General features: G+C 73.8%; 9 protein-coding genes. 3 read left to right on the top strand and 6 right to left on the bottom strand.

The features are described from left to right. The first annotated feature begins 179 nt into the window (after positions 1-179). Positions 180-1,043, top strand: a complete 864-nt coding sequence (locus ACFRIC_RS32340) for a hypothetical protein (RefSeq protein WP_382793172.1) — start codon at positions 180-182, stop codon at positions 1,041-1,043. Positions 1,044-1,091: 48 nt separating this feature from the next. On the opposite strand, the gene ACFRIC_RS32335 is transcribed toward ACFRIC_RS32340, so the two are convergent. Further along, positions 1,092-2,963: a DUF6350 family protein gene (locus ACFRIC_RS32335; protein ID WP_382793170.1), complete on the bottom strand. Its 1,872-nt coding sequence runs from the start codon at positions 2,961-2,963 to the stop codon at positions 1,092-1,094. Positions 2,964-3,071: 108 nt separating this feature from the next. Between ACFRIC_RS32335 and ACFRIC_RS32330 the strand changes: the two genes are divergently transcribed. Beyond that, on the top strand, positions 3,072-4,292 hold the full coding sequence (locus ACFRIC_RS32330) for a helix-turn-helix domain-containing protein (protein WP_382793167.1): 1,221 nt from the start codon (positions 3,072-3,074) through the stop codon (positions 4,290-4,292). 122 nt (positions 4,293-4,414) lie between these two features. Here ACFRIC_RS32330 and sucD read toward each other — a convergent pair whose 3' ends face one another. The 5 genes from sucD to ACFRIC_RS32305 form a co-directional block, all read right to left on the bottom strand. Continuing rightward, complete coding sequence (sucD, locus tag ACFRIC_RS32325) at positions 4,415-5,299, bottom strand: succinate--CoA ligase subunit alpha (protein ID WP_382793164.1); 885 nt, start codon at positions 5,297-5,299, stop codon at positions 4,415-4,417. A 21-nt stretch (positions 5,300-5,320) separates the two neighbouring features. Then, on the bottom strand, positions 5,321-6,499 hold the full coding sequence (gene sucC / locus ACFRIC_RS32320) for an ADP-forming succinate--CoA ligase subunit beta (RefSeq protein WP_365870771.1): 1,179 nt from the start codon (positions 6,497-6,499) through the stop codon (positions 5,321-5,323). A 407-nt stretch (positions 6,500-6,906) separates the two neighbouring features. Then, the gene (locus ACFRIC_RS32315; RefSeq protein WP_382793161.1) at positions 6,907-8,070 is read right to left on the bottom strand and encodes a VWA domain-containing protein; all 1,164 of its coding nucleotides are present in this window, start codon (positions 8,068-8,070) and stop codon (positions 6,907-6,909) included. Beyond that, positions 8,067-10,760 carry a DUF5682 family protein gene (locus ACFRIC_RS32310; RefSeq protein ID WP_382793159.1) on the bottom strand — a complete coding sequence of 898 codons (2,694 nt, stop codon included), beginning with the start codon at positions 10,758-10,760 and terminating at the stop codon, positions 8,067-8,069. The genes ACFRIC_RS32315 and ACFRIC_RS32310 overlap by 4 nt, the downstream gene beginning before the upstream one ends. Then, a complete protein-coding gene (locus ACFRIC_RS32305) occupies positions 10,757-11,902 on the bottom strand; it encodes an AAA family ATPase (RefSeq protein ID WP_382793157.1) in 1,146 nt (381 codons plus the stop codon). The genes ACFRIC_RS32310 and ACFRIC_RS32305 overlap by 4 nt, the downstream gene beginning before the upstream one ends. A 133-nt stretch (positions 11,903-12,035) precedes the next feature. On the opposite strand from ACFRIC_RS32305, the gene ACFRIC_RS32300 reads away from it, so the two are divergent. Beyond that, positions 12,036-13,391: an SWIM zinc finger family protein gene (locus ACFRIC_RS32300; protein ID WP_382793154.1), complete on the top strand. Its 1,356-nt coding sequence runs from the start codon at positions 12,036-12,038 to the stop codon at positions 13,389-13,391. The last annotated feature ends 7 nt before the right edge of the window (positions 13,392-13,398 follow it).

The following is a 13,398-nucleotide window of genomic DNA, read 5'->3' as shown; positions in this document are numbered from 1 at the left end:
ACGCGTCCGGGGCACGAAACTCGGGGCGCGAGCCCGGAGTGCGAAGCTCGGGGCGTGGGTCCGGGGCGGACCGGCCCGAGGCGTCAGCCCGGGAGGAACGGCCCGGGGCGCACGTCGCGAGCGCGATGATGTGTGGACCCACCGCCTGCCCGAACCACCAAGGGGAAGACGCTCACCTGATGCCGGACCGCAGTCTCCGACTCCCTCCGCTCCTGCTGCGCGAGCGGCGCTCTTCGTCCACCCCGCCGAGGCCGGGCGAGGACGGCTCCACCGGCGGGCCCGGCTCCGCGGACGGGAACGGCGGCGGCTCGGGCGGAAGCGGCGGCCCCTCGGGCGAGCGCGAACCCGACGAGCCCGGCACTCCCCCGTCCGGCCGGACCTCCGGCCAGGAGGACAACCCGTTCGCGCCGCCGCCGGAGGGGACACCCGACCGGCCCTGGCAGCCGCGCCGGCACGGTCAGGGCTCCGGCGAGAACGACGGGGACGGCCGGCAGGGCTCCGGGCACTCGCCCTGGGGCAGCCAGTGGAGCGACCGGCAGCCCGGTCCCTCCAGCGGCGGCGGCTTCGGCGACCGGCCGGGCGCCCCGCAGGGCCAGGGCGGCCCCGAGGGCGGTCCCGGCGGGACCCCCGGCGGAGGCATGCGCTGGGACCCCACGGACCCGGCCCAGCGCCGCGCCCGTTACGCACTGCTCTCTGGCATGTGGGCGTTCTTCTTCGTCCTCTTCGGCTGGCCGTACGTGGCACTGCTGCTCGGCGCGCTCGCCCTGTACTGGGGCGGCAGCGCCCTGCGGTCCAGGTCGCGTACTCCGGACCCCGACGCCCCGGCCCCCGATCCGAACGTCCGCCCGCAGATGACCGCCGCGGTGAGCGGCATCGTCACCGCGTCGCTGGCCATCGTGCTGGTCGCCGGGGTCTTCACCGCCCACCTCGTCTACAGCGACTACTACTCCTGCACGAACGACGCCCTGACGACCGCCGCGAAGAAGTCCTGCAACGACCTCCTTCCGAAGGACCTGCGCGGCATCCTGGGCACCCACGACTGACGCCGGTCCCGCTGCCCGGGCCGCCCCGGGCAGCGGTGCCGTCCCGGTTCAGCGGGCCGAGCCGTTCCCCGGGGTGTCCGAGGCGGGGTCCTGCGAGTCTGCACTCCCGTCGTCCGCCAAGTCCCCCAGGTCTCCGGGACCTTCCGGTCGGTCTCCGGGACCCTCCGGGTCCTCCGGCCGGTCCCGGCGGTCCGCGCCACCGTCCTCCGGTCCCTGCTCCGGAGACCCGACGGGAGTCCCACCCGCCTTCTTCAGTGCCTCCCATCGGGCCTCCCTCGACGCGTCCGCGTGCCGGCCGCCTCCCGTGGGCTCCCCGGGCAGCGGGTCGTACGGCTCGAAGGGGTCGTAGGAGTCGTACGGGTCGTACGCCTCGTACGGATCGAAGCTGTCCACGGCCGACGGCACCGCGGGGTCGGCCTGACCGGACATGGACACCATCCCCTGGTGCGGAACCGGCGTCGGCAGCGGCAGGGCCGAGGTGCCCCGGCGCCCCGGCATCCAGGCACGCAGCCGCGACGGCGACCACGAAGTCCGCCCGGTCCCGCGCGCGGCCCGGCGGACACCCCCGCCCCCGGCGGCCGCGCGTCCCCGGGCCCGCCATCCGGCCGCGCCCGCCGCGACGGGAATCCCGACGACCGCCGTCCACACCGCCGTCGCGGGCCCCACCTGCCACCACACCGGCCCGAAGTGGGCCAGGGCGCGGACCCCGAGCGGTCCCCCGGCCAGCCCGGCGAGCAGGCCGAGCGCGACGCCGCACCATCCGGCGGCGATCGCCACGGCGGCCACCGTCCGCCCGAGCGGCCAGGGTTCCTCCCGGCCCGGAGTTCCCTGCGCGGCCCCCGCCCTCACCACGAACCACGCCACGGTCACCCCGGCTGCCAGCGGCACCAGCACGCTCGGCCAGGGCGACGGCTCGCCCGACCCCGGTTGCGGCAGTGCCGCGAGCAGCGGAAACGCGGGCAGCAGCTCGGTCGGCGCGTGCGCCCCCGAGACGGCCGCGGTCAGCGGACCGGCGACATGACCCGCACTCAGGACGACTCCCGGACCGAGCCCGTAGGCCGCCCCCCACACGGCCGCGTTCGGCACCAGGACCAGACAGAGCAGCAGGACGGCGAACCGACCCGACCACCCGCCGGTGAGCTGCACGAACGAGGCGCGGGCCGTGTCCCCGTGCCACACGAGCGACGCCGTCACGAGCAGGGCCCCACCCGCGACGAGGACCGCGATCCCGGCCGCGGCGGCCCGCGCGGCGCCGCCGAGCACCCGGTCGTCGGCGGTGACGAGACGGCGTACGGCCGAATCCGGGCGCCCCGCTGTCCGCGGACGCGCCTTCGCGGCCCGCCTTCCCCTGAACGGGCCCGGTCCCCACGGCCGTCCGTGCGCCGTCCAGACGCCCGCCCCCGCGGCGATCACCGCGAGGAGCGGCAGACAGATCGCCGTCCAGGCCCAGGCGGGACGCAGCGTCCCGCCCGCGGCGTACGCCGCGGCGGCCCAGCCGACGGAGAGATAGCCGGCCACGACCCCGGCCCACGCCGTGTGCGGCGAGGACTCCGAGGTGACGTCGGCCGCCTCGCGTGCGGCCCGGTGCAGCAGCCACACCGGGAGGGCCAGCAGGAGCAGCGGTGTCACCCCCACCGGCATCGGCAGTCCGGAGAGTGTGTCGGTGCGGATCAGCTCCACGCCGTGCGCGAGCAGCCAGAGCCCGGCGGCGACGTGCAGCGCCCCGTCCGGCCCGCTGTCCGGGTAGGGCGAGCTGATCCACAGCACCATGACGAGGATGGCGAACCAGGCGAGCCCGAGCCCCGCGGCGAAGACGCCTCCCAGGAGGCTCGTGGCCAGTCCGGGTGAACGGTCGCGCATTCGGGTGAGCAGGTGCGACAACGAGAGCCTGCGGTCGGTGATTTGGGTCACGGCTCTCATGCTCCCAACGACACGCGCTTTCTCGTCGTAACAGGCGAACCCTGGATGTGTCGCTCAATATGCAGTTATGTACTTTTTCGTACGAAGGGGCTTTCTGTGGAACCTGAGATGACACAGAGCCCCGCCACCCCGCTGCCGGCGCCCAAGGAGCGCCGCCGTCTGCGCGAGGGACGGTCACTGACCCAGGCCGATGTGGCCGGCCGACTGGGCGTCAGCCGGTCGACGGTGCGCTCGTGGGAGACCGGCCGTTCGGCCCCGCGCGGCCGTATGCGGGAGGAGTACGCGAGGCTGCTCACGGCCGATCAGCCCGCCGCCCGGCCGGAGGTGACCGTCCCTCAGGAGGACCTCGCCGCGGAGCTGGTGAGCGCGGGGACAGGCGGCGAAGCCGGGGCCGGAGCCGGAGCCGCAAAGGAAGGTTCCGCCCGTGTCGGGGAGCGGCCCGGGCGCAAGCGGGCCGAGGGGCGGCTCACCGAGGGGCTGCCCACCGAGGAGTGGCTCGCCGAGGACGCGCACGCCGGACTCTCGGAGCCTTCGCTGACGCCCGCTCAGGCCTTCGACGCGCTCTACGCGTTCTGCGCCCCCGCCCTCGTACGGCAGACGTATCTGCTGACCGGGCGGCGCGAACTGGCCCGCGAGTCCGTGGAACGGGCGTTCCAGCAGGCCTGGTACCGCTGGCCCGAGGTGGCCGTGGACCGGGATCCGGCCGGATGGGTGCGCGCCACGGCGTACGAGTACGCGCTCTCCCCCTGGCACCGGCTGCGCCCCCGCTACCGTCACCCCGAGGCGCCGCCCGCCGGCGCCGCCGACCGCGCCCTGCTCGACGTACTCCTGGAACTGCCGCCGGTGTACCGGCGCACCCTGCTGCTGTACGACGGCGTGGGGCTGGGGCTGCCGGAGACCGCGGCCGAGACGGAGGCGAGCACGCCAGCGGCGGCCAACCGGGTGCTGCACGCGCGCGAGGCCGTCGCCGAACGGCTGCCGGAGCTGGCGTCGCCGGAGGAACTGCACCGGCGGCTCACCGAACTCGCGAGCGCGGAGCGGCTGCGGGCGGCGAAGCCCCGCACGGTCCGCTGGTACGGCGAGCGCCGGGCCCAGCAGTGGACCCGGGCGGCCATCGCCTTCACGGCCCTGCTGATCGGGGTGACCGCCCTGACGCTCGGCACCGCTCCGGACCACTACGAGGAGCCTCTCGCGCCGCCGGAGACCATCCACGGCCTGCCGCCCCGGGCCGCCCCCGGGCCGCTGTCCGCGGCGGAGCTGAAGCTGCGGGCCCGGCTGAGGTCCCAGCAGATGAACGGCCCCGAACGGCTGATCCCGGAGAACCGCTGACGCCGGTGAGGTCGGCGAGGCCTGCCCGATGGGCGAGGCCGCTGAGGCCCGGGACGAGAAACGCCGGTGGGCCCGCACCCCCGAAAGGGTGCGGGCCCACCGGCGTTCGGTCGGGCGTCGGCTCAGCCGGCGAGGATCTCGCGGGCGAGCTTGGCCGTCTCGGTCGGCGTCTTGCCGACCTTGACGCCGGCGGCCTCGAGGGCCTCCTTCTTCGCGGCGGCCGTACCGGAGGAGCCGGAGACGATGGCGCCGGCGTGGCCCATGGTCTTGCCCTCGGGCGCGGTGAAGCCGGCGACGTAGCCGACGACCGGCTTCGTCACGTTGGCCTTGATGAAGTCGGCCGCGCGCTCCTCGGCGTCGCCGCCGATCTCGCCAATCATGACGATCAGGTCGGTGTCGGGGTCGGCCTCGAACGCGGCGAGCGCGTCGATGTGCGTCGTGCCGATGACCGGGTCGCCACCGATGCCGACGGCGGAGGAGAAGCCGATGTCACGGAGCTCGTACATCATCTGGTACGTCAGCGTGCCGGACTTCGAGACCAGGCCGATGCGGCCCGGCTTCGTGATGTCGCCCGGGATGATGCCGGCGTTGGACTGGCCCGGGGTGATGAGACCGGGGCAGTTCGGGCCGATGATGCGGGTCTTGTTGCCCTTGGCCTTCGCGTACGCCCAGAAGGCGGCGGAGTCGTGGACGGCGATGCCCTCGGTGATGACGACCGCGAGGGGGATCTCCGCGTCGATCGCCTCGACCACGGCGGCCTTGGCGAAGGCCGGCGGCACGAAGAGGACGGACACGTTGGCGCCGGTCTTCTCCATGGCCTCGGCGACCGTGCCGAAGACGGGGATCTCGTTGCCGTCGATGTCGACGGACGTGCCCGCCTTGCGCGGGTTCACGCCACCGACGATGTTCGTCCCGTCCGCGAGCATGAGCTTGGTGTGCTTCATGCCCGTGGCACCGGTCATGCCCTGGACGATGACCTTGCTGTCCTTGTTGAGGAAGATAGCCATGGCTGTTTAGTCCCTCGTCCCTTACTTCGCAGCCGCGAGCTCGGCGGCCTTGTCGGCCGCGCCGTCCATGGTGTCCACGCGCTGGACCAGCGGGTGGTTGGCGTCCGACAGGATCTTGCGACCCAGCTCGGCGTTGTTGCCGTCGAGACGCACGACCAGCGGCTTGGTGACGGCCTCGCCCTTGTCGGCGAGGAGCTGGAGCGCCTGGACGATGCCGTTGGCGACCTCGTCACAGGCGGTGATGCCACCGAAGACGTTGACGAAGACGGACTTGACGTCCGGGTCGCCGAGGATGATCTCCAGGCCGTTCGCCATGACCGCGGCGGAGGCGCCGCCGCCGATGTCGAGGAAGTTGGCGGGCTTGACGCCGCCGTGGTTCTCACCGGCGTACGCGACGACGTCGAGGGTGCTCATGACGAGACCCGCGCCGTTGCCGATGATGCCGACCTCACCGTCGAGCTTGACGTAGTTGAGGTTCTTGGCCTTGGCGGCGGCCTCGAGGGGGTTGGCGGCCGCGTGGTCGACGAGCGCCTCGTGGTCGGGCTGACGGAACTCGGCGTTCTCGTCCAGCGACACCTTGCCGTCGAGGGCGATGACCTTGCCGGAGGCGACCTTGGCGAGCGGGTTCACCTCGACGAGGAGGGCGTCCTCCTTGATGAAGGTGTCCCACAGCGTCACCAGGATCTCGGCCACCTGCTCGGCGACCTCGGCCGGGAACTTCGCCTGGGCGACGATCTCGCGGGCCTTCTCGATCGACACGCCTTCGTTGGCGTCGACCGGCACCTTCGCGAGGGCGTCGGGGTTCTCCTCCGCGACGACCTCGATCTCCACGCCGCCCTGAACGGACGCCATGGCGAGGAAGGTGCGGTTCGTGCGGTCGAGGAGGTACGAGACGTAGTACTCCTCGACGATCTCGGGCGCGGTCTCGGCGATCATCACCTTGTTGACCGTGTGGCCCTTGATGTCCATGCCGAGGATGTCCGTCGCGCGGGCGACGGCCTCGTCCGGGGTGGCGGCGAGCTTGACGCCACCGGCCTTTCCACGGCCACCGACCTTCACCTGGGCCTTGACGACGGACTTGCCGCCAAGACGCTCGGTCGCCTCGCGGGCTGCCTCAGGCGTGTCAATGACTTCACCGGCCAGCACCGGTACACCGTGCTTGGCGAAGAGGTCCCTCGCCTGGTACTCGAACAGGTCCACGCGCGTCCGTCCCTATCAGTGATCTCGCGGTTCGTTGGATGCGTGGGCGTGCCGCGAAGGGCAACGTGACGTCCGCTGTCACAAGGGTGGCGCACACGATGTCCGAGCGCGCGGCATGTCCGTCTCGCAGGTTATCGCCGTGGGGCACGGGACCCTAAATCGCAGCTCACACCACAGCGGTGATACCTGTCACAGAACGGGCCCCGGACCGGCCCTCACCTGGCCGGGGATCACCCCGTGAGGCCCCTGTGAGCAGCCGCTGAGCGCCCCGGACGCACCGCCGCACCAAGGAGTCCGGCCGGTCGGCGGGGCCCCGGGAGCCCGGTCGGGTGGATCCGCCGGCCTTCCGCCGTCCGGGTCCCCCGAACCACCCGGAACCGGTCATCCGTGGTCAGGACGGATCACTCTCATCTGGTGTCCGGGACCGGCAGCGGCCGCTTCTCGATCGCCGCCGCCATAACCTCGGGGAACAGGTCGGGTGTGCAGGCGAACGCCGGAGCACCGAGCGCCGCGAGCGCCGCCGCGTGCTCACGGTCGTACGCGGGCGCCCCCTCGTCGGACAGCGCGAGCAGTGTCACGAACTGGACCCCCGACGACTTCATGGCCGCGACCCGCTTCAGCATCTCGTTGCGGATCCCCCCTTCGTAGAGGTCGCTGATGAGGACGACGACCGTGTCGGCCGGTCTGGTGATCTGCGACTGGCAGTAGGCGAGGGCCCGGTTGATGTCGGTGCCGCCGCCGAGCTGGGTGCCGAAGAGGACGTCGACCGGGTCGTCGAGCTGGTCGGTGAGGTCGACGACGGCCGTGTCGAAGACGACGAGCCGGGTGGCGATGGACCGCATCGACGCCAGCACCGCCCCGAACACGGAGGCGTAGACGACCGACGCCGCCATCGACCCCGACTGGTCGATGCAGAGGACGACCTCCTTCTTCACCGACTGCGAGGCACGCCCGTAGCCGATCAGCCGCTCGGGCACGACCGTGCGGTACTCGGGCAGGTAGTGCTTCAGGTTGGCCGCGATCGTGCGGTTCCAGTCGATGTCGTGGTGGCGCGGTCGGCTGATCCGGGCGCTGCGGTCGAGGGCGCCGGTGAGCGTGGCCCGGGTGCGGGTGGCGAGCCGCTTCTCCAGGTCCTCCACGACCTTGCGCACCACGGCCCGCGCGGTCTCCTTGGTCGTCTCCGGCATGGCCTTGTTCAGGGAGAGGAGGGTGCCCACCAGGTGCACGTCGGCCTCCACCGCCTCCAGCATCTCGGGCTCCAGGAGCAGGGTGGAGAGCCCGAGCCGGTCGATGGCGTCCCGTTGCATCACCTGGACGACGGAGGAGGGGAAGTAGGTCCGGATGTCGCCGAGCCAGCGCGCGACCGACGGCGCCGAGGCCCCGAGCCCCGCCGAACGGTCCCGCCCCGGCCGTCCCCCGCTCCCCTTTCCGTAGAGCGCGCCCAGCGCCCCGTCCATGGCGGCGTCCCGGCCGGAGAGCACGCATCCGGTGCCGTCCGCCTCGTCGCCGCCGAGCACCAGCCGCCAGCGCCGCAGCCGCTCGTCCCCGGCACTCAAGGCCGCCTCGCTCATGGAGCCACCCTCACAAGATCGTCGTCGATGTCTTCGCCGGTACTGATGCCGGTGCCGGTGTCTTCGCCGGTGCCACCGGTGTCTCTTCCTTCGCCGGTGTGCGCACCGGTGTCCGCGTCCGGATCGGCGAGTCCCAGCAGCAGGCTCAGCAGCGGCAGGACGGCGTCGGCGCGCGCGGTGTCGAGGTCGGGGGCGAAACCGGGTATGCCGGAGCCGGAGCCGGTGGCCTCCGCGTGTGCCCGGGGCGCCGGGCCGCGCCGGACGAGCTCGCCCAGGGTCCGGCGCACTCCCGTCTCGTACGCCGAGAACGTCCGGCGCAGCAGCGGCAGCACATCGGTGAACGCGTCGGCCGGCACCCCGGTCAGCCACGTGTCCACCAGCCCGAGCAGGCGCTCGTCGTGCACGAGGAGCATGCCGCCGGAGCCGCCCCCGACGAATCCCTCGATCCACGCGGCCCCGTCCGCGGGTTCCGTCCCCGGCGACAGCACGAGACCCATGAGCCGGGCGGCCTCCTCCTGCGCCAGCTCTCCTTCGTCCAGGAGCAGCCGGACCGCCCGGCCTCTGACCACCCCGGGCACGGTGTCCCGCGCGGCGAGCACCCGCAGCACGGAGTGCCAGCGTCCACGGATCCCCGAGGGCCCGTCGCTCCCCGAGGTCGCCTCCCCCAGCAGTCCCACCGCCCCGTGCACGGCGTCGAGGTGGCGTCGCATCTCCTCGGCGGCGTCGCCGTCGAGGGAGGCGCAGGCCGGCGGGAGACCGACGAAGACGCGTTCGGCGAGACCGGCCGCGACCTCGGAGAGGGCGTGGGTGTCCGTGCCGCGCACGTCGCCGTAGCGCAGGGAGCGGACGAGTGCGGGAAGGGCCTGCGCGAGGTGGCCCACGTCCGTGTCGAGGGCGGCGCGGTCGGCGAGCACCCGCATCACCACGGGCAGCGCGTCCGCGAGCTCGGCGAGGAGGCAGCGTTCGGCCAGGGCCGTGACGTCCGCCAGTGACGGCGCGCCGACGGCGTCCGCCTCGGCCTTGGCCGTCGCCGCGGACACGACGGTCGTGCCCCACACACCGGCCTCGGCGACCCGCACCGACAGCTCCGGCTCCCAGCGGAGCCGCCAGGTCTCCCGGAAGGTGCCCGTGCTGCCGCGGGACGCCACGGGCTCGCCCCACCCGACGCCCAGGAGCCGCAGCCGGTGCAACAGGGTGCTGCGCCCGGCGTCGGTCTCCTTGCGCAGGTCCAGCTCCACCTCCCGTTCCAGGGCCTCGGGCTTGAGCCGCAGCCGCCGCTGGGCCTGGGTGAGGTCCCGCTGCAACGGCACCGCCGGGGCGGATTCCGGCACCTCGCCGAGCACCTCGCCGACCACGAGCCGGTCGCGGACCAGGTCCAGGGGGACGTCCGAGCCCTCGCACATCACGGCACGGACGGCGTCGGTGGTCTCGCTCAGTCCGGGCAGCGGGCGGCCGCGCATCGCCGCGAGGGTGCCGGCCAGGCGCACGGCCTCGATGACGTGGGCCGACGACACTCCCCGGTCCTCGTCGCGCAGCAGCCTGGCCACCTTGGTCATCCACCGCTCGATCGGGCGGTCGGGGGCGCTGAAGAGATGTCCGTACCAGCCCGGCGAGTCGATGCCCGCTCCGTACCCGCTGGCGCGGGACAGCCGGCGGTGTGTCCAGGGCACCCAGGTGAGCTGGACCTTGGCCTTGGGCAGCCCCTTGAGGAGTGCCCGGTCGGCGCCGACCGTGGCCCGCTGCCGCAGGGCGGGCACGTGCCAGGCTCCGCACACGACGGCCACGTCGTCCCCGAACTCCCGCTGTGCCGCCCGGATCTGGAGCCGCATGTACGCCTCGCGCACGAGGTCCCGGTCGTGTCCGCCGACCCCGAACGCCTCGCGCAGCGACCCCATGGCCTCCTCCAGCACGGTGAACGGGGCGAACGGGTCGTCCGCCGCACCGGCCCGGTGCTCGACCACGTCCTCCCACCAGCGCTCCGGGTCGTCGTAGCCGGCAGTCTCGGCGAGGACGGCGAGGGGGTCGATCCGCACGGCGGACGCGTCGGCCGACCGGCCGGAATCACCGGCTGGACCGGGCTGCCCGGGGTCACCCGGGGAATCGGGGGCCTGCGCGGTGCCGGGACCGTCCGGGGCACCGGGAACTCCGGCCGCGCCGGGGTCCACAGCGGTCCCGTGGTCCGCAGGCGCCGCCGGGTCTCCTCCGGGGCCGGGGGCTCCGGGGCACCCGGCCGCAGGCGGGGTGGTGTCGGAGGGCGCGCTCACCGGGCCGTCCCGGTCGGGGGCCGTCCCTTTCCCCTCCTCCTCTTTCTCCCAGGCCAGGGTGTGCGAGGCCGGGAGGTCGATGAAGCGCGCCTCGACCCCGTGTTCCAGCGCCCACCGGATCGCCACCCACTCCGGTGAGAACTCGGCCAGCGGCCAGAAGGCCGAGTGACCGGGCTCGTCCACGACATGGGCGAGCAGCGCCACCGGGGGCCGCATGTCCTTCTCGGCGGCCAGCGGGACGAGTGCGTCCGCCTCGGGCGGGCCCTCGATCAGCACGACCCGGGGTGCCGCCGCGTCCAGCGCCGACCGCACGGCCCGCGCCGACCCGGGTCCGTGGTGCCGCACACCGAGCAGCAACGGCCCCGGCCCCCGCACGAGCGCCCCGTCCCCCGGAGCGGGCGGCCCGGCCTCCCGCTCGGCACTCATGCGCTCACCTCGCGGCAGGCGCGGTAGAAGTCCTTCCAGCCGTCCCGCTCGCGGACGACCGCTTCCAGATACTCCTGCCAGATGACGCGGTCGGCGGCCGGGTCGCGCACGACGGCCCCGAGGATGCCGGCGGCGACGTCACTCGCGCGCAGCACGCCGTCGCCGAAGTGGGCCGCCAGAGCGAGGCCGTTAGTGACGACGGAGATCGCCTCGGCGGTGGACAGCGTGCCGCTGGGCGACTTCAGCTTCGTCCGGCCGTCGGCCGTGATCCCGTCGCGCAGCTCCCGGAAGACGGTGACGACACGGCGGATCTCGTCGACGCCGTCGGGCACGGCGGGCAGGTCGAGGGAGCGGCCGATCTGGTCGACCCGGCGCGAGACGATGTCGACCTCGGCGTCGGCGCTCTCCGGCAACGGCAGCACGACCGTGTTGAAGCGGCGGCGCAGGGCGCTGGAGAGTTCGTTGACCCCGCGGTCGCGGTCGTTGGCCGTGGCGATCAGGTTGAACCCGCGGACGGCCTGCACCTCCTGGCCCAGTTCCGGTATCGGCAGCGTCTTCTCGGACAGGATCGTGATCAGGCTGTCCTGCACGTCGGCGGGCACACGCGTCAGTTCCTCGACCCGGGCGGTCATGCCCTCGGCCATGGCCCGCATGACGGGGCTCGGCACGAGCGCGTCCCGGCTGGGCCCGTGCGCGAGCAACTGCGCGTAGTTCCAGCCGTACCGGATGGCCTCCTCGGGGGTGCCGGCCGTGCCCTGCACGAGCAGGGTCGAATCGCCGCTGACGGCGGCCGCCAGGTGCTCGGACACCCACGTCTTGGCGGTGCCGGGCACACCGAGCAGGAGCAGGGCCCGGTCGGTGGCGAGCGTCGTGACGGCGACCTCGACGATGCGGCGCGGCCCCACGTATTTGGGAGTGATCACCGTGCCGTCCGGCAGGGTGCCGCCCAGCAGATAGGTGGCCACGGCCCAGGGTGACAGCAGCCAGCGCTCGGGGCGGGGCCGGTCGTCCTGCGCGGCGAGCGCGGCGAGTTCGGCGGCGAAGGCGTGCTCGGCGTGCGGTCGCAGCGCCTCGCTCGGCCGGCTCGCCTCCCTCTCTCCCGCGGGTGCGTCGACGGACGTCGGTTCAACGGACACGGACATGCCTGGGTCCCCCTCCAGCTCGGCCGGTTCGGATCTGGTTCCACCGTGCACCACGCCACTGACAATGCGCTCTGACCTGCACAAATGCGCTCGCGAGAGTCGATTGTCAGTGGCGGGTCCTACCTTCGATCGCATGACACAGCAGGCGGTGCGCTGGACGGCGGATCAGGTGCTGGCACTGGCGCCTGACGCCGCGTCACGCAAGGCGGGGAGCAAACTCGGCGCGGCCGGACCGTGGTCCGAGGCGGGCAGCACGGAGGAGGGGACGGTATGGGGACTGTGCAGGGGAAGCGGCAGCAAGCCGTATCAGACGGTCGTGGACATCGCGGACTCGGCGGGTCCGGCTTACAAGTGCAGTTGTCCGAGCCGGAAGTTCCCGTGCAAGCACGCGCTGGGGCTGCTGCTGCTCTGGGCGGGCGCCGACGGAGCGGTGCCGTCCGCGCAGGCGCCGGACTGGGCCGCCCAGTGGCTGGAGGGCAGACGCAGGCGCGCGGAGAGCAGGAGCTCGCCGGGCGGGGGATCTGGAGCCGCCTCGCCGGGTGATCCCGAGGCGGCCCGGCGCAGGGCCGAACGCCGGGCCGAGCGGATCACCGCGGGGGCGGCCGAGCTGGAGCAGCGGCTGGCGGACCTGCTGCGCGGCGGACTGGCCTCCGCCGAGCGTGCGGGGTACGGGATGTGGGAGGAGACGGCCGCCCGGATGGTCGACGCGCAGGCTCCCGGTCTGGCGGCGCGCGTGCGCGAGTTGGGGGCGATCCCGTCGTCGGGGCCGGGCTGGCCCGTGCGGCTCCTCGAGGAGTGCGCGCTGCTGCATCTGCTCGACCAGGGCTGGCTGCGGCGCGAGCGGCTGCCGGACGACCTGGCCGCGACGGTCCGCTCCCGCGTCGGGCTGCCCGGCTCCGCGGACGGCCCGCCGGTGCGTGACCGCTGGCTGGTCCTCGCGCAGTACGACACGGCGGACGCCCGGCTCACGACCCGCAGGATCTGGCTGTACGGCGCCGAGTCCGGCCGGACGGCCCTGCTCCTGTCCTACGGCGCGGCGGGCCGGGCACCCGAACTGGCGCTTCCGGTGGGGCTGGCTTTCGAGGCGGAGCTGTCCGCGTACCCGGGCGCCGGCCAAGCGCGGGCGGCGCTGGGCGAGCGCTTCACCGCCCCGGCACCCGAGGCGATCCGACCGAAGGGCCTGACGACGTCTCAGGCCGCCGCCCGCTACGGAGAGGCGCTTCGAGCCGACCCGTGGCTGGACTCCTGCCCCGTCACTCTGGAGCGGGTGATCCCGGCCCCGGACGGCGACTCGTGGCAACTCGCCGACGCCGACGGCGAGTCGGCCCTCCCGCTCAGCCCCTCCTCGCGGGCCCGGCCCGAACTGTGGCGTCTGGTCGCCCTGTCCGGGGGCGCGCCGGTCACGGTCTTCGGCGAGTGCGGCCACCGCGGCTTCACTCCGCTGACGGCATGGCCGCAGGGCGAGGGCGAGGCGATTTCGCTGTGCTGACCTCCGT

It is taken from the genome of Streptomyces sp. NPDC056738, from assembly GCF_042790435.1.
In the GTDB taxonomy this organism is placed as follows: domain Bacteria; phylum Actinomycetota; class Actinomycetes; order Streptomycetales; family Streptomycetaceae; genus Streptomyces.
This window is presented reverse-complemented; position numbering and strand designations above follow the sequence as displayed.

Coding starts and splice junctions, on each gene's coding strand:
- ACFRIC_RS32310 (WP_382793159.1), bottom strand. CDS start 10,760: ATGAGTGCCGAGCGGGAGGCCGGGCCGCCCGCTCCGGGGGACGGGGCG.
- ACFRIC_RS32330 (WP_382793167.1), top strand. CDS start 3,072: ATGACACAGAGCCCCGCCACCCCGCTGCCGGCGCCCAAGGAGCGCCGC.
- ACFRIC_RS32315 (WP_382793161.1), bottom strand. CDS start 8,070: ATGAGCGAGGCGGCCTTGAGTGCCGGGGACGAGCGGCTGCGGCGCTGG.
- ACFRIC_RS32300 (WP_382793154.1), top strand. CDS start 12,036: ATGACACAGCAGGCGGTGCGCTGGACGGCGGATCAGGTGCTGGCACTG.
- ACFRIC_RS32340 (WP_382793172.1), top strand. CDS start 180: ATGCCGGACCGCAGTCTCCGACTCCCTCCGCTCCTGCTGCGCGAGCGG.
- ACFRIC_RS32305 (WP_382793157.1), bottom strand. CDS start 11,902: ATGTCCGTGTCCGTTGAACCGACGTCCGTCGACGCACCCGCGGGAGAG.
- ACFRIC_RS32335 (WP_382793170.1), bottom strand. CDS start 2,963: ATGAGAGCCGTGACCCAAATCACCGACCGCAGGCTCTCGTTGTCGCAC.
- sucD (WP_382793164.1), bottom strand. CDS start 5,299: ATGGCTATCTTCCTCAACAAGGACAGCAAGGTCATCGTCCAGGGCATG.